The organism is Microbacterium rhizomatis (genome assembly GCF_008710745.1).
GTDB lineage: Bacteria > Actinomycetota > Actinomycetes > Actinomycetales > Microbacteriaceae > Microbacterium > Microbacterium rhizomatis.
The window spans coordinates 1-21,286 of the sequence record NZ_VYSA01000006.1; the positions used below are offsets into that span (position 1 = coordinate 1).

Genomic DNA, 21,286 nt, shown 5'->3' on the forward strand with positions numbered 1-21,286 from the left:
TCAGTGCGACGACGCCTACGTCAGTGCGCCGACGCCTCTGCCGTGCGTGCGACGACGCCTGTGCCGGTGAGCCGACGCCTGTGCCGGTGCGACGGCCGCACGGGTGCAGGAGAACGCACGCACACAGGATGCTCCGGCCCTCAGCATCCTGCCGCCGAGCGTTCTCCTGTGCCGGTGCGACGACGCCCGCGTCAGGGCGACGACGCCTGCGTCAGTGCGACGACGCCTGTGCCGTGCGACGACGCCTGCATCGGTGAGCCGGCCGCACGGGTGCAGGAGAACGCACGCACACAGGATGCTCCGCCCCTCAGCATCCTGCCCCCGAGCGTTCTCCTGTGCCGGTGCGACGACGCCTGCGTCAGTGCGACGACGCCTACGTCAGTGCGCCGACGCCTCTGCCGTGCGTGCGACGACGCCTGTGCCGGTGAGCCGACGCCTGTGCCGGTGCGACGGCCGCACGGGTGCAGGAGAACGCACGCACACAGCATGCTCCGGCCCTCAGCATCCTACCTCCCAGCGTTCTCCTGTTCCGGTGCGACGACGCCTGCGTCGGTGAGCCGGCCGCGCGGGTGCAGGAGAACGCACGCACACAGGATGCTCCGCCCCTAAGCATCCTGCCTCCCAGCGTTCTCCTGTTCCGGTGCGACGACGCCTGTGCCGGTGCGACGGCCGCACGGGTGCAGGAGAACGCACGCACACAGGATGCTCCGGCCCTCAGCATCCTGCCTCCCAGCGTTCTCCTGTGCCGGTGAGCCGACGCCTGTGCCAGGGCGACGACCGCGCGGCTACTCGTCGGCGGTCTCCTGCTTGCCGCGCATCACCAGGAGCGGATCGGGCTTGCCCACCACATCGTCGTTGCGGCCCTCGTACTCGAACTGACCCAGGAAGAACCGCATCGCGTTCAACCGCGCGCGCTTCTTGTCGTTCGAGCGGATGATCGTCCACGGCGCGTGCTTCTTGTCGGTGCGCCGGAACATCTCCTCCTTGGCCTGCGTGTAGTCCTCCCACCGGTCGAGCGAGGCGAGGTCCATGGGCGACAGCTTCCACCGGCGGACCGGGTCGAGCTGGCGGATCGCGAAGCGCGTGCGCTGCTCGGTGCGCGAGACCGAGAACCAGAACTTCGTGACATGGATGCCGGAATCGTTCAGCATCTTCTCGAACTGCGGCGCCTGGCTCATGAAGTCCTCGTACTGCTCGTCGGTGCAGAACCCCATGACCCGCTCGACGCCGGCCCGGTTGTACCAGGAGCGGTCGAACATGACGATCTCGCCGGCCGTCGGCAGGTGCTCGACGTACCGCTGGAAGTACCACTGCCCCTGCTCGCGCTCGGTGGGCTTGGTCAAGGCGACGACCCGGGAGGTGCGGGGATTGAGGTGCTCGGTGAATCGCTTGATCGTGCCGCCCTTGCCCGCGGCATCCCGCCCCTCGAAGAGGATGATCGCGCGCTTGCCGTTGTCTTCGAGCCAGTACTGGTACTTCAGCAGCTCGACCTGCAGCAGGTACTTCTCGTATTCGTACGTGTCGCGATCCAAACGCTCGTCGTACGGGTAGCCCTCCTGCCACGTGTAGACCGGATTGCCGTGGGGGTCGATCAGGTCGGGGTCGGGGGTGTGTCCGTCGCGCACCGAGTAGCCGTCCTGACGCAGCTGCTCGATGTAGTCGCGCAATCCGTCGCCGCGCTGATCGTCCATGTGTCCTGCCCTCTCACCCGACCGCTCCGGCGGCGGCCCTGCGCGCATTATCCCGCCTGCGAGTGACTGCGCGGTGTCGTCCGCTCGACGAGCCGGTGCCGCGTGTCTAGCTGTGCTGAGGGAAGCCGAGGTTGATCCCGGTGTGCTCGGTGTGGTGGCGCGTGGCGGGGTCGAGCCAGCGGGCGGTGACGGCCTTCTCGCGGGTGAAGAAGTCGAACCCGTGGGTGCCGTAGGCCTTCGCGTCACCGAACAGCGACTTCTTCCAGCCGCCGAACGAGTGGTACGCGACCGGGACGGGGATCGGCACGTTGATGCCGATCATGCCGACCTGCACCTCGTTCTGGAATCGGCGGGCCGCGCCGCCGTCGTTCGTGAAGATCGCGGTGCCGTTGCCGAACTGGCCCGAGTTGATCAGATCCAGTCCCTCGTCGTACGACGCGACCCGCACCACCGACAGGACAGGTCCGAAGATCTCCTCCTGATAGGCGCGGGAAGACGTCGGGATGCGGTCGATCAGCGTCGGTCCGAAGAAGAACCCGTCCTCGAGCCCGTCGACGGAGAGCCCGCGACCGTCCACGACGATCGTCGCCCCGTCCGCCTCGGCGATGTCGACGTAGGAGGCGACCTTGTCGCGGTGCACGTCGGTGATGAGCGGGCCCATGTCGGGCTCCACCCCATCCACACCCGCGCCGTTGCCGATCTTGAGCCGCCCGATCCGCTCGGTGATCTTCTCGATGAGCTCATCGGCGACCGGCTCGACGGCCAGCACGACCGAGATCGCCATGCACCGCTCGCCCGCCGCGCCGAACCCCGCGTTCACCGCCTGGTCGGCGACGAGGTCGAGGTCGGCGTCCGGGAGCACGAGCATGTGGTTCTTCGCGCCGCCGAGCGCCTGCACGCGCTTGCCGTTGCGGGATGCCGTCTCGTAGATGTACTGCGCGATCGGCGTCGACCCGACGAACGAGATCGACTGCACGACGGGGCTGTTCAGCAGCCCGTCCACGGCGAGCTTGTCGCCCTGCAGCACCGTGAACACCCCATCCGGGAGCCCCGCTTCCTTCCACAGCTGCGCCATCCACAGCGACGCCGACGGGTCCTTCTCGCTCGGCTTGAGCACGACCGCGTTGCCTGCGGCGATCGCGATCGAGAAGAACCACATCGGCACCATCGCCGGGAAGTTGAACGGCGAGATGATCCCCACCACGCCGAGGGGCTGCTTCAGGGAGTACACGTCGATCCCCGCCGAGGCATTCTCCGAGTAGCCGCCCTTGATCAGGTGCGGGAACCCGGTCGCGAGCTCCACGACCTCCTGACCGCGGAGCACTTCACCCATCGCGTCGGAGACGACCTTGCCGTGCTCGGCCGTGATGATCTCGGCCAGTTCGAGCTTGCGGGCGTTCAGCAGCTCACGGAACGCGAACATCACCGCCTGGCGCTTCGCGATCGACCACCCCGACCACACCTCGAACCCGCGCTGCGCCGACGCGATCGCCTCATCGATCTCGGCCTGGTCGGCGAATGCGACCTGCGCCTGGACCGCTCCGGTCGCGGGGTTGTAGACCGGCGCGCTCCGCCCGCTCGACGACGCGCGCTCGGCGCCATCGATCCAATGCGAGATCACCCGGACGGGGCCGGATTCGGTCGAGGCGGTTTCCACGGTCTCTGCGGTGGTCATGATTGGCTCCTTCGCGCGTCAGGTCGCCGACGTGCACGGTCATGGATGTGCACGAAGGTCGAGGTGCACGCGATCGAGGCTACCTCCGCAGCGCCCCGTTCAGGAGGTCCCGGTCGGATGGTGCGGCCCGTCGGTCGGCTCAGATGGTCGCGACCGAGCCGGCGTCCACGCGATAGTTCGACCCGTTCACGAACGATGCCCGGTCGGAGCAGAGGAAGGCGATGACATCGGCGACCTCCTCCGGCTCGCCCCGGCGCCCGAGCTCCATGTACGGCCGTTCCTCCGCGAGGAACGACGCGATCGCCTCCTTCGTGGAGACGCCGAGCTCACCCGCGCGCTTCTGCATCATCGCGTCCGTCATCGGCGTGTGGATGAAAGCGGGCGACACGGCGTTCACGAGCAGCCCCTCTGACGCGTACGAACGCGACAGTCCCTTCGACAGAGCGAGGATGCCGGCCTTCGCGGCGCAGTACGGAAGCTCATCGTCGTACGGCTGGACGGCATCCTCCGACGCGACGAAGACGAGCCGCCCCCACCCGCCCTTGCGCAGGGAGGGGAGGAACTGACGTACGAGCCGCACCGGCCCGAGCAGGTCGATCTCGACGGTCTTGACCCATCCTTCGTCGCTGATCTCGTGGAAGAGCCCCTGGGCGCCGGTCACTCCCGCGGCCTGGACGAGGATGTCGATGTCACCCACCGCGTCCTGCACCGATGCGTGCAGGGCCTCGAGGGAATCGAGGCTGGTGATATCGGCGGCGAACGCGTGCAGCCTGCCGCGCTTCGGCTCCAGTCGCGCGGCAGTCGCGTCGAGCTTGTCCTGATCCTGGTCGGAGATCACGACGGTGGCGCCCTCTTCCAGGAGCAGGCGAGCGGTGTGCCAGCCGATGCCCGAATCGGCGCCGGTGATGAGTGCGGTGCGGTGTGCGATGCCCAGGTCCATGTCGGGTCATCCTCTCTTCTCGTGTCGTCTTGTCGGCACGGTCGAGGCGCCCGGGGTGAGCTCGTCGATCGTGATCGCCGCGGTGATCAGGGCCAGGTGGCTGAGGGCCTGCGGCAGGTTCCCCCAGAAAGAGCCGTCGGCAGGATCGATCATCTCGGCGAGCAGGCCGACGTCGTTGCTCTGCTCGACGAGCTCGTCCATCAGCGCGACCGCCTCGTGGTGTCTGCCCACGCACGCGAGCGCCGTCGCCCGCCAGAACCCGCACGCGACGAACGCCGCCTCCTCCTGCTGGACACCGGAGTACCGATAGAGATGGGGTCCGTCGCCCAGCGAGGCCGAGATCGCATCGATCGTCGCCGACATCCTGGGCCCGCGGTCGAATCCGCTCATCGCGTGCAGCAGCACGGATGCGTCGAGGTCGTCCGAACCGGGATGCATCACGTAGGCCTGCGCAGCCTCCGACCAGCAGTTCTCGTGGATCCACGCAGCGATGCGATCGCGCTCGATGCGCCAGCGGTCCGAGCTCCCGGAGACCTGGCCGGCGTCGGCGAGGTGGATCGCATCGCCCAGGGCCTGCCAGCATCCCATCTTCGATGACGTGTAGTGCTCGACATCGGGAAGCTCCCACATGCCGGCGTCGCGATTGCGCCACACGTCGCACGTGCGATCGGCGATCTCCGCGAGCATCCGCCCCGTCTCGATATCCAACACGTTGCCCGCGTCGACGTACGTGCGGCAGATGGCGAACAGGTCGCCGTACACACCGAGCTGCAGCTGGCCCTGGGCGGGGTTGCCGGTGACGACGGGTCCGATACCGCGCCAGCCGTCGACGTCGTGCTCTTGCACGCCCTGGGGCACGCCGCCGTCCAGGTCGTAGAAGATGTGCAGCTCCGGCCCGTTGTCGCGGACCGTCCGCAGCAGCCACGAGAGCGCCGCATGCGTCTCTTCGCGCAGCCCGAATCGCACGAGGGCGTCGGTCGTGTATGCGAGGTCGCGCACCCACGCGAAGCGGTAGTCCCAGTTCTTTCCGCCGCGGCGGCTCTCGGGGAGAGAGGTCGTGCCGGCTGCGGCGATCGCGCCGCTGGGGCTGAAGATCAGGAGCTTGAGGGCCAGCGCGCTGCGCTGCACGTGCGTGCGCCACGGCCCGTCGTACGAGAACTCCCGCGACCAGGTCCGCCAGTTCGCGATCGTGCGATCGATCCCCTCATCGACGATCGCCGGGTCGGGAAGGTGCAGCGGCTCGTCGTGGGTCGCGACGATCACGAGGAGGTGACGCGACCCGGCGCGGGTCGTGAACGATCCGGACAGCTCGGGCGCGGCATCCTCCGCGTGCGCCCGGCGACGGGGGCCGTGATCTCTGCCGACCGTCGCGATCGTCGTCCGGCCCGAGCGGATGATGGGGCCTCGCGTGGTCTCTTCGATCCAGGGCGACGCGGTGCCCAGCGCCGTGCCCGGGCGCACCCGCCAGCGGAACCTCATGGCTCCGCTGATCCCGTCGATCCGGCGTGCGAGCTCAGCCCACGGCAGCCGTCCGGCGACGCCGGTGACGAGCGCATCGGTCACCGTGGCCTTTGCGTCGGCCGTCGTGAAGGTCGTCCGCAGCACGTTCGTGCCGGAGACGTAGCCGCGCCGCACGGTGTACGCGCCGACCGGCTCGAGCTCGATGCACCCACCGGTCTCGTCGTCGAGCAGCCGGGCGAAGACCGGTTGCGAGCCGAGGTCGGGGATCGGCATCCAATCGACCTGACCGCGCATGCCGATGAGCGCGACCGTGCGTCCGTCGCCGATCACCGCGTAACTGCGCAGATCCTCCCCGGCAGGTTCGACCGGCCCGTCCCGTTCACTCATCCCGACCACGGTACGTTGCCGCCCTTCCTCCTCACGGGGGCTTGCGCGGCTGCGCGATCTGCGCCAGCACCCTTCTCAAGCCCCTGGGGGCAGCGGTGGCGCGCACGTAGACGACGGGACGCCGGGGCGCAAGCCCGGGTCGCGCGCGGGGGCGTGTGCGTAGCGTCGGCGGCATGGCTGACATGTACACCGCACAAGATCCGACCACGCAGTTCCCCCGGCCTCCGTTCCCCCCGCAGCAGCAGGACGCGCCGGGAGACATCCACAAGATGGATCCCGCACCCGACCACGGTGAGAAGACCTACATCGGCAAGGGCCGGCTCCCCGGCCGCAAGGCCCTCGTGACCGGGGCCGACTCGGGCATCGGGCGGGCCGTCGCGATCGCTTACGCCCGCGAGGGCGCCGACGTCGCCCTGAGCTACCTCGCCGCCGAGCAGAAGCAGGCGGAGGAGGTCGCCGAGCTCATCCGCGCCGAGGGCCGCACGGCCGTGCTCATCCCGGGCGACCTGCAGGTCGAGCAGGCGAACATCGACGCGGTCGACAAGACCGTCGCCGAACTCGGCGGGCTCGACATCCTCGTCATCAACGCCGGTACCATGCCGACGGTCGACAGCATCGACGACTTCGAGACCACGACACTCGATCACGTCACCAAGACCAACATCTACCCGTTGTTCTGGCTCACGAAGGCGGCATCGCCCCACCTCGAGCCCGGCGCCTCGATCATCACGACCTCGAGCGTCCAGGGCTTCCAGCCGTCGCCGTCGCTCGCCGAATACGCGGTGTCGAAGGCCGGCATCGCGAACTGGACCCGGGCGATGTCGCAGCAGCTCATCGAGCGGGGCATCCGGGTCAACGGCGTTGCGCCGGGCCCGATCTGGACCCCCCTCCAGCCGGCGTTCGTCCCCAACGAGAAGATCGAGGAGTTCGGCTCGCAGACCCCGATCGGGCGTGCCGGCCAGCCCGTGGAGCTCGCGCCCGCGTTCGTGTTCCTCGCATCGCAGGAGTCGAGCTACGTCATCGGCGAGACGATCGCCGTCACGGGCGGGATGCCGGTGCACTGAACCCGACCCGGGGCCCTGGGGCCGTCCGCCTCAGGGCCCCGGATCGCCCGCGAGAGCCGGTCATGGCAGACTTGCGAAACGGGAGGACGAGTGGGAAAGCTGATCTATGGCGCCCCGACGTGGTCGGTGGAGTTCGATGACAGGGCGCTGGCGCACCTGCGGATCGTGATGATGGCGAAGCTGCGGCGTGCCGAGAGCTTCTCCTTCTCATGGAAGTTCGAGGCCGCCTACGGGAGCGGCCGGAGCTCGCTGTGGCTCCACCCCGCCATCCCGCTGCAGTTCGAGTTCTACGGGGGCCGCGAGCCCGCGCTCAACCGCGCATGGATCGAGGAGCTCATGCTCACCGCCAACAGTCCCGGAGGCCTCGAGCTCACCCCCGAGCCGGGAACGGCGGCAGCCCGCACAGCAGGACGCGCGTAGCCGCACGCGTCGCAGAGATGAAAAGGTCCAGATGACTAGTGTGAACCGACTCACCGTCGACGGTCGCGACTACTTCCTGCCCGACCCGGTGACCGAGCTGCGGGAGCAGATCCTCGCCGCGGTCAAGGCGGGCGGCGGGTACGTCAACATCCCGCCGCTGCGGTCCGGCCCGGGGATCGACATCCTGTTCTCTCCCGGGATGCCGGTGGTGTGGACGCGCATCGACGTGGGCGGCGAGCCCGACTCGTCCGAGCCCGACGTCATCGAGGACTCGTACCCCGACGTGTGATCGGGGGGCTCAGAGCGCCTCGACGTCGCTCGTGCTCATCGGGGCCGCGAAGAGGTATCCCTGCGCACGATCGCAGCCGAGGTCGCGCGCATACGCGAGGTGCTCCTCGGTCTCGACGCCTTCTGCGACGATCCGCAGACCGCGATCACGCGCGCGCTCGACACCTTCCCGCAGCGCGCGTCCGGCCTTCCGGCTCGCGCTCTGGATGAGCGACCTGTCGAGTTTGACCTCGGTGAGAGGCAGAAGCTGCATCTGCGCCAGCGAGGCGTGGCCGGTGCCGAAGTCGTCGAGCGACACCCCCACTCCGAGCGCGCGCACCTCTTCGAGACGCGGCACGATCACTGACATGTCCGACACGGGCATCGACTCGGTGATCTCGATCGTCATCGTCGGTGCACCCGGCGAGCGCTTCGCCGCCTGAGCGATCAGGTAGTCGACGAACGATGAGCGGGTGAGCTGCATCGACGACACGTTGACCGACACATCGATCGCTCGCCCGGTAGCGACGAATCGATCGTGCATCGCGAGGCACTCGTCGAGCATGAAGCGACCGAGGTCGTGAATGATCCCCGATCGCTCCGCGGCCGGGATGAACACGTCGGGGCCGACCGCCTCGCCATCCGCGCGCCGCCACCGGCACAGCGCCTCGACGGCGCAGATCTGCTCACCGCGCAGGTCGATCTGGGGCTGATACAGCGCGTACAGGTCGCCGTGAGCGAGGGCTGTGGCGAGGTCAGCCGACAGGTTGTCCAGATCGAGCATCCTTCACTCATTCATTTTCTCGGCTGATCGGACAAGGCCCCGCACCCCGTGCGAGATGAGCGTATAGTGCGCCCCGGCATCCGAACTCGGTCTCACCGTCATCTTCATCTACGATTCGATATGAGTCCGTCTCGCACACGGCGTTCACGTCGTTCCTCGGGAGAATCAGTGGCATCACGACTGTCGGGCGACGTCATCCGTCGCCACAACGAGGCCAAGGGCCGGGGCCGCTCCGGTCGGCCGATGACTCATACACGCGAATCCGGTCGCGGTCAATCCCCCGCAAGCCCGGCCGCCACCACCCGCGTCAGCGCCTCATGAATCTCGGGGACTACGAGAGGCTCTATCTTCACGCGCCGTGCGGTCTGCTGACCACGGACGCGGCCGGCCGCGTCGTGAGCGTGAACGACACGCTCCTGGATTGGACCGGTCATCGCCGTCCCGCGCTCGTGGGCACGGATTTCGCATCGCTGCTGGATGCTCCGGACCGGATCCTCTTCGAGACGCACCTTACCCGGGCCCGCCATCTCGAACGCGGCGTCGCGGAGGTCGCACTGATGGTTCTGCGCGCCGATGGGTCGCGCCTGCCGGTCCTGCTCAGTTCGGCGATCGTCCACGACGAAGCGTCACCGCTCGTACACACCGCCCTGTTCGACGCGACCGACCGGATGGAGTATGAGGACGAACTGCTGCGCGCCCGCACCTCGGCGGAGTCGTCGGAGGAAAGCGTCCGAGTGCTGCAGGAGATCTCGAGCCTGTTCGGCGAGAGCGTGAGCGATGAAGACGTCGCCCAGACCTTCGCCGAAGTCGCGCGGGCGGCGTTCGACGCCGAAGAGACGGCGGTGCTCCTGCGCGGCAGCGACGGGCTCTACGAGCTGGTCGGGGGCACCAATCCGCTCGCCGACTCGGTGCCGCCGATCCAGGCGCTGCGCGACACCGCGGTCGAGATCGTCGTGCATGATGTCGACGCCGAGACGGACTACCCGGTCCTGGCGGCCGGTCTGCGTGCGGCGCGGCTCGAGTCGCTCAGCATCACTCCCCTCTTGAGCGACAGTGAGCGCCTGGGCGTGCTGGTGTGCTTCTACCGTCGGCGGCGCGAGTTCGACGACCGCGCCTTCGAGCTCCAGCGCGCACTGGGGCGACAGGCATCGCAGACGCTCGTGCGCGTGCGGTTGCAGCGGCAACTCGAACACCTCGCGACGCACGACCCTTTGACCGGGTTGGCGAACCGGCAGTTGCTGCAGCAGGAACTCGACGATGCTCTGGAGGACGCCCGCCGCGCGAACGAGCCTCTCGCCGTCATCTTCCTCGATGTCGACGAGTTCAAGTCGGTCAATGACGGGTGGGGACACGCGACCGGCGACGGGGTGCTGCGCTCGCTCGCGGATCGGTTGCGCAACGGCGTCCGAGCCGACGACATGGTCGGCCGCATCGGCGGCGACGAGTTCGTCGCGATCTGCCGGAATGCCGACCTCGATGCCGCCGTCTCGATCGCCGACAGGGTGCTCGAACTCACCAGGGCCCCCGTCGTCATCGAGGACGCCACGATCCGCGTGTCGATGAGCGCGGGAGTCTCGACGTTCGATCCCGCACAGCATCCTCTCCCCCTCGCCAACGATCTGCTCATCCGCGCGGACGTCGCGATGTATCGATCGAAGGATGCGGGGAAAGACCGGGTCACCCTGTCCACCGGGTGAGCGGTCGGCGCTCCGCTCAGCGGAAGATGCGCCGGAACACGTTCGTGTCAGCCAGGTCCAGGAGCTCGCCACCCCGCCCCGACATGACGGTACGGAGGGCGTAGAGCGCGAAACCCTTCGCCTGCGCCGCCGTGATCGACGGCGGGATCGACAGCTCTTCCCGGGCGACGACGACGTCGATCAGGGCGGCTCCCGGAAGTGCCAGCGCGCGCTCGAGAGCCGGACGCAGGTCGGCTCCCTTCTCGACGCGGATGCCGGTGATCCCGATCGAGGCCGCGACGTCGGCGAAATTGGGGTTCTCCAGCTCGGTGCCGTAGTTGACGATTCCGGCGGCCTTCATCTCGACCTCGACGAAGTTCAGTGATGAGTTGTTGAAGACCACGATCTTGATCGGCAGATCGTTCTGGCGGATCGAGATGAGGTCGCCGAGCAGCATCGACAACCCCCCGTCGCCGCTGAGCGCGATCACCTGGCGTGAGCGATCCACGCCCTGCGCGCCGAGCGCGTGGGGCATGGCATTGGCCATCGATCCGTGTGTGAACGATCCGATCAGGCGCCGCCGCTCCGTCATCCGCAAATACCGCGCAGCCCAGATCACGGGCGTGCCCACATCGGCGGTGAAGATCGCATCGTCGTCGGCGAGCTCGTCGATCAGCCGCGCGACGAACTGCGGATGGATCGGCTCCTTCCCGTCGTCGTCGGCGAAGCCGTCGAGCTCTTTGCGCGTCTTGCGGTAATGCCTGACGCTGCCGTCCAGGTGCGCGCTGGAGCGACCTTCGGCGACCAGAGGAAGGAGGGCGACGGCCGTCTCGTGGACGCCTCCGACCAGGCCGAGATCGATCGGCGTCCGCCGGCCGAGCTGCTCGCCCCGGATGTCGACCTGGATGATCTTGGCCTTCGAGGGGTAGAACTGCCGGTACGGAAAGTCGGTTCCGAGCATCAGGAGCACGTCGCACGATTCCATCGCCCGGTATCCGGACGCGAAGCCCAGGAGCCCTGTCATCCCGACGTCGTACGGGTTGTCGTACTCGATGTGCTCCTTGCCCCGGAAGGCGTGCACGATCGGTGCCTGCAGCCGCTCAGCCAGCGCGAGCACTTCGGCGTGGGCGCCGGCGACACCCGCGCCGGCGAGGATCGTCACCTTCTTGGCTCCGTTCAGGAGCACAGCGGCCCTCTGCAGCTCTTCCTCGCCGGGGATGATCCGCGGAGCGGTCGCGACGATCGGGGCGGATGCTCGCCGGTCCGGCACATCCTCGAAGAACACGTCGCCGGGCACGACGACCACCGCGACGCCCCGCCGCTCCACCGCTGTCCGCATCGCGATCTCGAGCACCCACGGCAGCTGTGACGCGTCGGACACCAGCTCGGTGTAGACGCTGCACTCGCGGAACAGCTCCTGTGGGTGCGTCTCCTGGAAGTAGCCGCTGCCGATCTCGGCCGAGGGGATGTGCGAGGCGATGGCGAGCAGGGGCACGCGGCTGCGCTGCGCGTCGAACAGTCCGTTGATGAAATGCAGGTTGCCCGGACCGCAGCTGCCGGCGACGACGGCGAGTTCGCCGGTGACCTCTGCCTCGGCGGCCGCGGCGAAGGCCGCCGCCTCCTCGTGGCGCACGTGCATCCAGCGGAGGTCGCCGTCGCGCCGCAGCGCGTCGGTGAACGCGTTCAGCGAATCCCCCGGGAGCCCCCAGACGCGCGTGACGCCCGCGCTCTTGAGCGTTGCGACGAACAGTTCGGCGACGGATTGGGCCATGTGTGCCTCCTCGATGCAATCGGATGCTCGTGCCACGAGCATCCGGATTCCGGGCGGATCTCACGTGCGCACGCGGGTAGCGCGCGGATGCACGAGATGCAAGTGGTTCCCGCGCGGGCCGCGTGTCAGTAGAAACGTTCCATGATGATTCTGACGTACGCCGGCACCGAGCTCATGACCGGGGACGCCCTCGCCCGGGCGGTGCTGGAGTACTGCGCGGCTCTGGCGGAGGAGGGCGCGGCCGAGACCCTCGAGATCCCGGTGCTCCGGCTGGACGGCAGCATGGCGACGGCGACGCTGGTCGTCGGGCCCGCCAGTCAGATCGTCGCGATGACCGTCGATACGACGTTCCCCGAGCTGGAGGATGCGGCGACCCTCGACCACCTGATGACCCGCACCCGCGCACACCGCCCGGTGCTCCGTGCGAGCGCGACGCCGCCCGTCGCGGAGATCGGCGAGGTGTGAGGCCCTCCCCTTCCCGGTAGCCGATTCCTGAGGTTTGTCAAGCCTCCCTCTCCGCCGCGTCGGGCGCGGATAGTTGACTCATCGACGATGAGAGGAGCGGCGGAGATGACCCTGGAGATGCATCCCTCTCAGCGTCGTTCGCGGCCCCTGCCGGCCCTCGCGACCCGGGAGTCCCTGGAACAGCTGCCCACCCGCATGCCGCCGTCGCCGGCGGTGCCGTCGTCGGCGCTGCAGTGGCAGCGCATCGGCGTCGACCGGTATCAGGTGCGCATCGGCACGCTGACGCTCGGCTACATCGACGTCGTCGGCGCGGTCTTCGTCGTGCTCGCCGGGTCGCGCTACAGCCGTGCGGTCGAGACCGCTCAGACCCTCGTCTTCGAGGATGCGGTGAACATCCTGCGGACGGACGCGCCTGAGTCGTAGCGGGTCGTCTCAGGTCGCGCGGGCGGGATCGGCAGCGCAGTCGCCGGGATTGGGCACAAGCGGGTCGGCCGCGCACGCGGCGGCTCCGGCGCCAGTGACCGAGAGTCGCCTGTCCGGATCGAGCTTGCTCAGGATCGTGAACGACAGTGTGGCGAGCTGGTCGACGCCCTGATCGTCGAGCCCGTCGAGCACCATCCGCCGGACCGCATCGGCGTACAGGGCCGAGCTCTCCAGGTACACCCTCTCGCCCGCGTCGGTGAGCACGGCGTTCGTCGCCCTGCCGTCCTGTTCGCACGGGGCGCGCAGCACGAGGTCCTTGCGCTCCAGACTCGTCACGACGCGAGACAGCCGCGCGAGCGTCGCGTTCGTCCGAGCAGCGAGGGCGCTCAGCCGCAGGCGGTGATGATCGGCCTCGTGCAGCGCCTCGAGCAGCGTGAACTCGAACGACGTGATGCCGGCGGGACCGAGCTCTTTGTCGAGCGCCGTGGGAAGAAGCTCGAGGAGAGCGTGCAGCCGCGCGACCGCGACCCGCTCGTCGTAGGTCAGCCCTGGGTCGCTCATGGCCCGATTCTACCATTTATTTGTATCTACAACTAAATATTGCATGAAGTCTCAGGTGCTGCGGCGCCGCCACCGGAGAGTGGTCGTTGCGGAAATGACGACAGCCAACGCCACCGCGTATGGCCAGGTCTCCAGTAAGCCGGCCGCGGCAGAGCCCGCCAGCACGACGAGGAGCGGGCCGTCCATAGACCAGACCACACGAAGCAAAGGCATGGGATCGCCCATGGGCGACGTCGCGGACGAGAGTAATGAAAGCGGCATCATGCCCTTGAGCGCCCCGTTCACGCGCGTGAACAGAACCCCGAGGAGTAGAAGGCCCGCGAAGAGCGCGGAAGCGAATACGTCGTGCCGCGCGATCGCCGCGCCAACGACGACACCTGCCAAAGTGAGGATGCCGCAAACGAGGAAGGGCATCGACGAATGCAGAACAATCAGCCGACGATCGCCGAGTCCGTAGATCCGTTGCTCACTCGTCACCGCCGCCGCATGCCTGATCCCATCTGTGAAAGGACCGCTACCGAGGAACAACATGAGCGCGGCGCAAACACCGAACAACACTCCGCCGTACTCGACTTCGCGCGCGACCGAAAACAACGCGCCCCCGGAGAACACCGCCAGCGCCCCGAAGATCGCACGTGCAGGGGTGCGCATCGCGCCGATCAGATCGCGAACCATGAACAACGCGATGAAGTTCCCGAAGGAGCGGATCGCAGTCGTCGATCGCCATCGAGTGGGTTTTGCTTGATAGCCCGATGCGGCCGCTGCAAAGTCCAACGTGCACGCCAAGCTTGTGGTGCTCTCCCATCGTGAGGCCTGCGCGAGAAGGCAATCGACACGAACGTTCTCAAGCGCGACCGGTACGACGGCAAGAAAGGCGACAGCAATGAGACCGAGCGGCAGCAAGTGGGTCCACCCAGACTGCCCCGGATAGAGCTGAGCGACCCAACCCCAGGGAAACAGCGGCGTCAGCCCGGGAAGCACTCCCGAAAGTACCCACATTGCAGCCAGCATTCCCGCCCCCATCGCCGCTGAGCGGGGCCAGCATTGCCCGATCACCAACAAGGCGAGCGTCAGACCTCCGGTGAGTGCACCAGCGATACAGAACAGCACCACGTCCGAGAACTCGACCAGTTCAGCGTGGAGCAGGACTGCACCCACCGTCGCGCCGACTCCCGCTGCCGAACTCGCCAGCGCCACGAGAACGCGGCCAATCGGTCGCCGATAGGTCAGAATCCGCGGGAGGTCACTCCCACCCATTATCTGCGTCATAGCGGGGGGCAGAAGAGCGGGCCCCTGGAACCGCCCCATAGCCAACGCTCCGCACCAAAGCATCAGAGCGAACGCGCCAGCCACAAACGGCGCGGAAGGGGATCCAAGCATGCCGACCACCACTGGCGTCGACAGCCCGACCCACACCGCCCGCATTGCGGGGACGACAAGGACAGCTGTCACCGCCACCGCGGCATACAAGCGGAACAACCTGTTGCGATCGTCGAGGCGCCGTCGAGAATCCCAGACAGCTCGGGCCGCCCGAGCACGTGCTCTCACCTCTGCGGGTCTAGCGTCAGGACTTGATCGGCAAAGGCTTCGGTCAGGGCATCGCTGTGCGTTGCGACAATGAGAGTGCGACCCTCGTTCCGCAGCGCAATGAGTATGCCGGATAGGCGCTTCACGTGCTCCGAATCCAGCCTCTGCTCGGGTTCGTCGAGAATGAGTACCTCGTATGGTCGCGCGAGGATCAAGCCGAGTCCGAACAGCTGGCGCTGCCCAGATGACAACTCGTGCGGGAACCGATGTTCGAGCTCGGCCAGACCTGTCGCCTCGACAACCTGGGCCGCCACTGCCGCTCGTTGACTCATTCCCGAGAACCAGGTGGCGGCCACGAGATCGACATGATCCCTCACGGTGAGGTCGGGTGCCATCGGGGGGAGGCCGATCATGCTTGCAACTCGACGACGAAAGTCTCGCCCGGGATGCCGGACATCACTTCCAGCGACGAATGCCGAGCCACTCGACGGCGCGTACTGGCCACACATCACCTTGAGCAAAGTCGACTTCCCCGCCCCGTTCCTTCCTCTCACCGCGGTGGCTTTGCCCGCTGCCGACACGAAGGTTGTCGGGGGCAGGAGTTCTACGCCCGCTGACGTCACCCCAACCTCGCGAAGATCGATCGATCCCACGGACGGCTTGGTTCGGAACCCCGTAGCCCCAGCATTCATCTCTGTGTGGCTGTGGATTGATTGTCGTGTCGACTTCGAGCTTGATTGATGCGGCTCGTCCGCCGGCGCATCGGGTCTCCTCGCCTGGTATGGCCCGCGTCAAAGAGTCAGTCGGCATTCTCGAGGGCGTTGCAGTTCGCTATCAGCAGATAAGACAGATCGTGCTCCCCTGAACGACGAACTGGGCCGCCGTAACCAGGATGGGCGTCGTCATGGAGGGGGCCGTCGAGTCGCTCATGATGCCCTCCTGAGCGCATCACAGTGACGCGTTGGCGAAGGCCTGAACTTCCAAACTTTCCGTCTGCATCGAACTCTCCTCATTCGGAACCGCATCTGCGCGGGATTCAGTGGCTCGCAAGCCCGGATCTGTGGATGAGAGTAACGTATATTATCGTTCAGCGCAAATCGCGTCCCTGCCCTTCTCGATCGGCGATTGAGCGGCGATCTCCCGCATTATTTGTATCTACAACTAAATGCGAGTACTGTGTTACTTGTAGATACAACCAAAGGAGATGGGTCTCATGGCTCAGGTCAGCATCATCGGCACCGGCAACATGGCGAACGCGATCGGCGGCGTCCTCGCCGACGGCGGCAGCAGCGTCGGATACATCACGCAGGAGCAGACCGGGAAGGCCCCCCTCACGGGTGAGATCGTCGTGCTCGCCGTCCCCTACCCGGCGGTCGACAGCATCCTCTCCGCGTACGGCGACCAGTTCGACGGCAAGATCGTCGTCGACATCACCAACCCTCTGAACTTCGAGACGTTCGACTCGCTCACCGTGCCCGCCGGCAGTTCAGCCGCCGCCGAGATCCAGGCCAAGCTCCCGAAAGCGACCGTGCTGAAGGCGTTCAACACCACATTCGCCGCGACCCTCGTGAGCAAGAAGATCGGCGACCAGCCCACGACGGTACTCATCGCGGGCGACGACTCGGCCGCGAAGCATGCTCTGGCGACCGCCGTCGAGGCCGGCGGGGTCTCCGCGATCGACGCCGGTGCGCTCTCACGCGCGCACGAGCTCGAGGCGCTCGGATTCCTTCAGCTCACTCTTGCCGCCGGTGAGAAGATCAGCTGGACCGGCGGCTTCGCCGTCATCCGCTGAGACCGCGTTCCCGCGGGAGAACCCGATGCCTGACCAGACCGACTCGTTGAACCCCGACACGATGATGGATGCCGTCACCCTCCGGGTCGGCGACCTCGAGGCGATGTCGGGGTACTACTCGGGCGCCCTCGCGCTCACGCCGCTCGAGGAGCGGGCCTACGGCCGCGAGGTGCACCGCGTGCTCGGCCGCGGGGCCACGCCGATGGTCAAACTCGTGCACACCCCCGACCTGCCGGGAGTCGACCCCCGGCAGGCGGGGCTGTACCACACCGCTTTCCTGTTCGACGATGCGCCCAGCCTGGCGGCGACCGTCTATCGCGCCGCCCAGACGCCCCGCAGCCGGTTCGTCGGTTCGAGCGATCACCTCGTCAGCGAGGCGTTCTACTTCACCGACCCCGAAGGCAACGGCATCGAGCTGTACAGCGACCGGCCGCGCAGCCAGTGGGCGTGGACGAACGGGCAGATCCAGATGGCGACCGAATACCTCGATCCGAACGCCTACCTGCAACGGCATCTCACGCAGGACGTGCTGGATGCTGCACCCGCCCTCGCCGGGCGCGTCGGCCATGTGCATCTCCAGGTAGGCGATGTCGCCCTGGCGCGGGCGTTCTACGTCGACGCGCTCGGCTTCGAGTCGACGGCGACCGGTTACCCGGGCGCCCTGTTCGCCTCGGCCGGCGGCTACCACCACCACGTCGCGATGAACACGTGGCACTCGGCCGGAGCGGGTCCGCGCGCGGCGAGCCTCGGTCTGGGCGATGTGGCGATCTCGGTGCCGACCCGCGAGGATCTCGATGCCCTCATCGCGCGGCTGACCGCGCGGGGCGTCCCGTTCGCCGACGACGGGCGCGCCGTCCGCGTGAGCGACCCATGGGGGACGCAGGTGACGGTCGCCGCATCCGGCACCACCGCCGACGATCTGCTCGCGTGATCGTTCGGACCCTTCCGCGAGACCGGATAGGAGCGACGAGACCCTGACAGAACCCCGGGGTCTCGTGGTTCCTATCCGGTCTCGCGTGTCATTGCGGCCGGCGCCGGGCGGATCTACGGTGTGCGCATGGGATTCGATGGCGCGGCGGTCGACTACGACCGGTTCATGGGCCGGTACTCCGCGGGGCTGAGCGGGGCCTTCGCCGATTTCGCCGGCGTCGAAGCCGGCCAGCGCGTGCTCGACGTCGGCTGCGGACCCGGTGCCTTGACGAGCGAGCTCGTCTCGCGCGTCGGGGCTTCGTCGGTCGCCGGCGTCGACCCGTCCGTCTCGTATGCCGCATCCGCGCGCGAGCGGTACCCGGACGTGCGCATCGAGGTGGCACCGGCGGGCGCCCTTCCGTTCGAGGATGCTTCGTTCGACGCCGTCCTCGCACAGCTCGTCGTGCACTTCATGGCCGACCCGGTGCACGACATCCGGGAGATGGCTCGCGTCACGCGCCCCGGCGGGATCGTCGCGGCCTGCGTGTGGGACCACGCCGGCGGCACCAGCCCGCTGAGCCGATTCTGGGACGTGCTCAGCGCGACCGACCCGTCCGCGCCCAGCGAGGCCGCCCTCCCGGGCACGCGGCGGGGCCAGCTCGGCGAGTACCTCGCCGCCGCCGGATTGACCGCCATCGCTGAGACCGTGCTCACCGTGCGGGTGATGCATCCGACATTCGAAGACTGGTGGGAGCCGTACCTGCGGGGCGCCGGACCTGTCGGCTCCTACATCGAGTCGCTCGACGACGCCGGGCGCGAGCGACTGGAGCGCACGCTCCGCGCCGAGATGCCGGCGGCACCCTTCGAGGTGACCGGATCGGCCTGGGCCGCACGAGGCGTCGCCGGCATCGACCGATAGCCGCAGACCGACCGCGTTTGACCGGCGAACCGACAGCGCCGACAGCGCCGACAGCGCCGACAGCGCTGACAGCGCTGACAGCCGAGGATCAGCGCTTGACTGGTACCTGATCGATGATCGCCCACCACGCCGTGTCGAAGGCACCGTCGGCGTTGCGGAAGCCCTCGAGAGAGGATGCCACGATCGCCCCCGTGCGCATCGTGAAGAGCACCTCGGCGGTGCCGAACGGGTTCGGGTGGCCGAGTTCGGTCAGGGCATCGACCATGATGTCGCGCACCCACGCCCGGTGACGGTCGACGACGACACGGGTGGGATGCTCGGGATCGCTGTATTCGGCCGCGGTGTTGATGAACTCGCACCCGCGGAACCCCGTGCAGTCCATCCCCATCTTCGCGCCCGACGCGATCTCGGCCAAGAGAGCCCGGGCGCCATCGGGGCCGGTCCGCACTGCGGTCATCATGCGTCGCCCCTCGGCGGCCTGCCGCTCGAGGAACGCGACGACGAGGTCGTCCTTGGCCGGGAAATGGCGGAAGAACGTCGCGCGGGCCACGCCGGATTCGGCGATCAACCGGTCGACGCCGACGGAGCGGATGCCTGTCGAGATGAAGAGGGTGCTCGCGGTGGTCAGAATCCGCTCTCGCGCGGCCGACTCGGGGCGTCGGGGCGAGCCCGGCACCGCCTCAGCCGCGGTGGTCTCCCTGTTCACGAAATCATCCCTTGCCATCCGCCGTTCGGTTCCGCCATACTCTCACACAGACGAGATAGACCGGTCCGTCTACCTCATCGCGCTCCCGCACCTCCTCGTGACAGGAAGACCGCATGGACCTTCAGCTGACGGGCCGATCGGCCGTCGTGACCGGCGCGAGCAAGGGCATCGGCCTCGCCGTCACACGTGCCCTCGTCGATGAAGGGGCGCACGTCGTGGCCGGCGCCCGCACACTCAGCCGCGAACTCGACGCGCTCGTCCACGCGGGCGGGGTCGACTTCTTCGCGGTCGACCTCTCGACGCCGGACGGCCCGGCTGCCCTCATCGAGCACGCACGGGCATCCGGAGACATCGACGTCCTGGTCAACAACGTCGGCGCGGTCGCCCCGAGACTGGACGGGATCCTGGGCGTGACGGATGCCGAATGGCAGAGCTCGCTCGACCTGACCCTCCTGGCCGCCGTGCGAACCATCCGCGCCGCGGTGCCGGCCTTGGAACAGGCGGGCGGGGGGAGCATCGTCACCATCAGCTCGGTGAACGCGGTCCTCCCCGATCCGCTCGTGGTCGACTACTCGGCGGCGAAGGCCGCCCTCACGAACTACTGCAAATCGCTCTCGAAGGTCGTCGGCGCCTCGGGCATACGCGTGAATACGATCAGCCCCGGTCCTGTCGAGACGGCACTATGGCTCGGCGAGCACGGTGTCGCCCAGACCGTCTCCGGCGCCGGCGGCGGTACTCCCGCTCAAATCGCCGCCGCTGCCGCCGCCCAGGCCGTCACCGGTCGTTTCACCCGCCCCGAGGAGGTCGCCGATCTCGTGCTCGTCCTTTCCAGCGGACGGTTCGCGAACATCACCGGCGCCGACTTCCGCATCGACGGCGGTCTGATCCAGACGCTCTGATCTCGCTGATCGCTTTGCCTCCCGTCCGCCAATCCTCGAAGGAGCCGTCATGTCCGACGCATCCGCTGCCCGCCCCTTTCCCGTCCTGTTCATCCACGGCCTGTGGATCCACGCCAGTGCGTGGCGCGACTGGCAAGACCTGTTCGAAGCGTCCGGGTACGAGACGTCCGCCCCCGGTTGGCCGGGCGACGGCGCCTCGGTGGAGGCCACCCGCGCCGACCCCGATGCGCTCAATGACGTCGGAATCGAGGCGATCTGCCGTCACTATGCGGAACTGATCGACGCGATGCCCATCAAGCCCATCGTGATCGGGCATTCGTTCGGCGGCCTGATCGCGCAGGAGCTGCTGGCCAACGGCTACGCCACGGCCGCGGTCGCGATCGACCCCGCACCGGTCAAGGGGGTGAAGATCCTGCCGTTCTCGCAGCTGCGGTCCGGCCTGCCGGTGCTCGGGAATCCGGCGAACAAGAAGCGCACGGTCTCGCTGACCTCAGACCAGTTCCGCTACAGCTTCGGCAATGCACTGGCCCCCGAAGAGTCCGACGCGCTGTTCGAGAGGTGGACGATCCCCGGCCCCGGCCGTCCCCTCTTCGAGGACGCGGTGGCGACCTTCGTGCGCGACTCTCCGGCCGCGGTCGACACGCATCATGCGGTGCGCGGTCCGCTGCTGCTCGTCTCGGGCACCGAAGACCACGTCGTTCCGCTGAAAGTCACCGAGGCGGTCGTGAAGCTCTACGCCGACAACCCGTCACGGACCGACTTCGTGAAGGTCGAGGGGCGCGGGCACTCGCTCACGATGGATGCCGGGTGGCCCGACGTCGCCGCCATCGCGCTGGACTGGGTCGGCGAGCGCGCGGCCGAGCTGGCGTAACCAGAGGCGGTCGGGCGACAGCATCCAGCCCGAAAACACGAAAACCCGCGGATTTCCGCGGGTTTTCGTGGTTACTGT

At 67.9% G+C, this 21,286-nt stretch carries 22 protein-coding genes; 11 read left to right on the plus strand and 11 right to left on the minus strand.

The annotated features are described in order from the left end of the window. Positions 1-785: 785 nt before the first annotated feature. The 4 genes from ppk2 to F6B43_RS18180 all read right to left on the minus strand — a co-directional run bounded on the left by ppk2 (position 786) and on the right by F6B43_RS18180 (position 6,154). Positions 786-1,691, minus strand: a complete 906-nt coding sequence (gene ppk2, locus F6B43_RS18165; protein WP_150450432.1) for a polyphosphate kinase 2 — start codon at positions 1,689-1,691, stop codon at positions 786-788. Between the two features lie 106 nt (positions 1,692-1,797). Continuing rightward, positions 1,798-3,366 (minus strand): CoA-acylating methylmalonate-semialdehyde dehydrogenase, encoded by a 1,569-nt coding sequence (locus F6B43_RS18170; RefSeq protein ID WP_150450433.1) that lies wholly within the window; start codon positions 3,364-3,366, stop codon positions 1,798-1,800. A gap of 139 nt (positions 3,367-3,505) precedes the next feature. Next, positions 3,506-4,306 carry an SDR family NAD(P)-dependent oxidoreductase gene (locus tag F6B43_RS18175; RefSeq protein ID WP_150450434.1) on the minus strand — a complete coding sequence of 267 codons (801 nt, stop codon included), beginning with the start codon at positions 4,304-4,306 and terminating at the stop codon, positions 3,506-3,508. 6 nt (positions 4,307-4,312) lie between these two features. Continuing rightward, positions 4,313-6,154 (minus strand): glycoside hydrolase family 15 protein, encoded by a 1,842-nt coding sequence (locus F6B43_RS18180; protein ID WP_150450435.1) that lies wholly within the window; start codon positions 6,152-6,154, stop codon positions 4,313-4,315. A gap of 173 nt (positions 6,155-6,327) precedes the next feature. Between F6B43_RS18180 and F6B43_RS18185 the strand changes: the two genes are divergently transcribed. The 3 genes from F6B43_RS18185 (at position 6,328) to F6B43_RS18195 (ending at position 7,927) form a co-directional block, all read left to right on the plus strand. After that, entirely contained in the window at positions 6,328-7,218 is an 891-nt protein-coding gene (locus tag F6B43_RS18185; RefSeq protein WP_281349569.1) for an SDR family oxidoreductase, read from the plus strand. 90 nt (positions 7,219-7,308) lie between these two features. Continuing rightward, a complete protein-coding gene (locus F6B43_RS18190; RefSeq protein ID WP_150450436.1) occupies positions 7,309-7,638 on the plus strand; it encodes a DUF7882 family protein in 330 nt (109 codons plus the stop codon). Positions 7,639-7,669: 31 nt separating this feature from the next. Continuing rightward, on the plus strand, positions 7,670-7,927 hold the full coding sequence (locus F6B43_RS18195; RefSeq protein ID WP_150450437.1) for a hypothetical protein: 258 nt from the start codon (positions 7,670-7,672) through the stop codon (positions 7,925-7,927). 9 nt (positions 7,928-7,936) lie between these two features. Here F6B43_RS18195 and F6B43_RS18200 read toward each other — a convergent pair whose 3' ends face one another. Beyond that, a complete protein-coding gene (locus F6B43_RS18200; protein ID WP_150450438.1) occupies positions 7,937-8,689 on the minus strand; it encodes an EAL domain-containing protein in 753 nt (250 codons plus the stop codon). 317 nt (positions 8,690-9,006) lie between these two features. Here F6B43_RS18200 and F6B43_RS18205 point away from each other — a divergent pair, with 317 nt between their 5' ends. Further along, positions 9,007-10,386, plus strand: a complete 1,380-nt coding sequence (locus tag F6B43_RS18205) for a sensor domain-containing protein (RefSeq protein ID WP_150450439.1) — start codon at positions 9,007-9,009, stop codon at positions 10,384-10,386. A 16-nt stretch (positions 10,387-10,402) separates the two neighbouring features. Here the strand turns inward: F6B43_RS18205 and poxB are convergent, their stop codons facing one another. Beyond that, entirely contained in the window at positions 10,403-12,136 is a 1,734-nt protein-coding gene (gene poxB / locus F6B43_RS18210) for a ubiquinone-dependent pyruvate dehydrogenase (protein WP_150450440.1), read from the minus strand. A gap of 141 nt (positions 12,137-12,277) precedes the next feature. On the opposite strand from poxB, the gene F6B43_RS18215 reads away from it, so the two are divergent. Both F6B43_RS18215 and F6B43_RS18220 read left to right on the plus strand, forming a co-directional pair. Then, positions 12,278-12,601 (plus strand): hypothetical protein, encoded by a 324-nt coding sequence (locus F6B43_RS18215; RefSeq protein ID WP_150450441.1) that lies wholly within the window; start codon positions 12,278-12,280, stop codon positions 12,599-12,601. 105 nt (positions 12,602-12,706) lie between these two features. Continuing rightward, positions 12,707-13,024 (plus strand): hypothetical protein, encoded by a 318-nt coding sequence (locus tag F6B43_RS18220; protein ID WP_246160049.1) that lies wholly within the window; start codon positions 12,707-12,709, stop codon positions 13,022-13,024. Between the two features lie 9 nt (positions 13,025-13,033). Here the strand turns inward: F6B43_RS18220 and F6B43_RS18225 are convergent, their stop codons facing one another. The 4 genes from F6B43_RS18225 to F6B43_RS18240 all read right to left on the minus strand — a co-directional run bounded on the left by F6B43_RS18225 (position 13,034) and on the right by F6B43_RS18240 (position 16,045). Continuing rightward, on the minus strand, positions 13,034-13,585 hold the full coding sequence (locus F6B43_RS18225; RefSeq protein WP_150450442.1) for a MarR family winged helix-turn-helix transcriptional regulator: 552 nt from the start codon (positions 13,583-13,585) through the stop codon (positions 13,034-13,036). Between the two features lie 51 nt (positions 13,586-13,636). Further along, positions 13,637-14,743 (minus strand): hypothetical protein, encoded by a 1,107-nt coding sequence (locus F6B43_RS18230; protein ID WP_150450443.1) that lies wholly within the window; start codon positions 14,741-14,743, stop codon positions 13,637-13,639. Positions 14,744-15,129: 386 nt separating this feature from the next. After that, positions 15,130-15,804, minus strand: a complete 675-nt coding sequence (locus F6B43_RS18235) for an ABC transporter ATP-binding protein (RefSeq protein ID WP_150450444.1) — start codon at positions 15,802-15,804, stop codon at positions 15,130-15,132. 142 nt (positions 15,805-15,946) lie between these two features. Beyond that, the gene (locus F6B43_RS18240) at positions 15,947-16,045 is read right to left on the minus strand and encodes a cypemycin family RiPP (protein ID WP_281349571.1); all 99 of its coding nucleotides are present in this window, start codon (positions 16,043-16,045) and stop codon (positions 15,947-15,949) included. 280 nt (positions 16,046-16,325) lie between these two features. On the opposite strand from F6B43_RS18240, the gene F6B43_RS18245 reads away from it, so the two are divergent. The 3 genes from F6B43_RS18245 (at position 16,326) to F6B43_RS18255 (ending at position 18,732) form a co-directional block, all read left to right on the plus strand. Then, complete coding sequence (locus tag F6B43_RS18245) at positions 16,326-16,904, plus strand: NADPH-dependent F420 reductase (protein ID WP_150450446.1); 579 nt, start codon at positions 16,326-16,328, stop codon at positions 16,902-16,904. A 25-nt stretch (positions 16,905-16,929) separates the two neighbouring features. Further along, positions 16,930-17,835, plus strand: coding sequence for a VOC family protein (locus F6B43_RS18250; RefSeq protein WP_150450447.1), 906 nt, complete (start codon positions 16,930-16,932; stop codon positions 17,833-17,835). A 126-nt stretch (positions 17,836-17,961) separates the two neighbouring features. Next, entirely contained in the window at positions 17,962-18,732 is a 771-nt protein-coding gene (locus F6B43_RS18255; RefSeq protein WP_150450448.1) for a class I SAM-dependent methyltransferase, read from the plus strand. Between the two features lie 88 nt (positions 18,733-18,820). On the opposite strand, the gene F6B43_RS18260 is transcribed toward F6B43_RS18255, so the two are convergent. After that, positions 18,821-19,438: a TetR/AcrR family transcriptional regulator gene (locus F6B43_RS18260; protein WP_170285738.1), complete on the minus strand. Its 618-nt coding sequence runs from the start codon at positions 19,436-19,438 to the stop codon at positions 18,821-18,823. 113 nt (positions 19,439-19,551) lie between these two features. Here F6B43_RS18260 and F6B43_RS18265 point away from each other — a divergent pair, with 113 nt between their 5' ends. After that, positions 19,552-20,337 carry an SDR family oxidoreductase gene (locus F6B43_RS18265; RefSeq protein WP_150450450.1) on the plus strand — a complete coding sequence of 262 codons (786 nt, stop codon included), beginning with the start codon at positions 19,552-19,554 and terminating at the stop codon, positions 20,335-20,337. A 49-nt stretch (positions 20,338-20,386) separates the two neighbouring features. Beyond that, complete coding sequence (locus F6B43_RS18270; RefSeq protein ID WP_150450451.1) at positions 20,387-21,208, plus strand: alpha/beta fold hydrolase; 822 nt, start codon at positions 20,387-20,389, stop codon at positions 21,206-21,208. Positions 21,209-21,286: the final 78 nt, after the last annotated feature.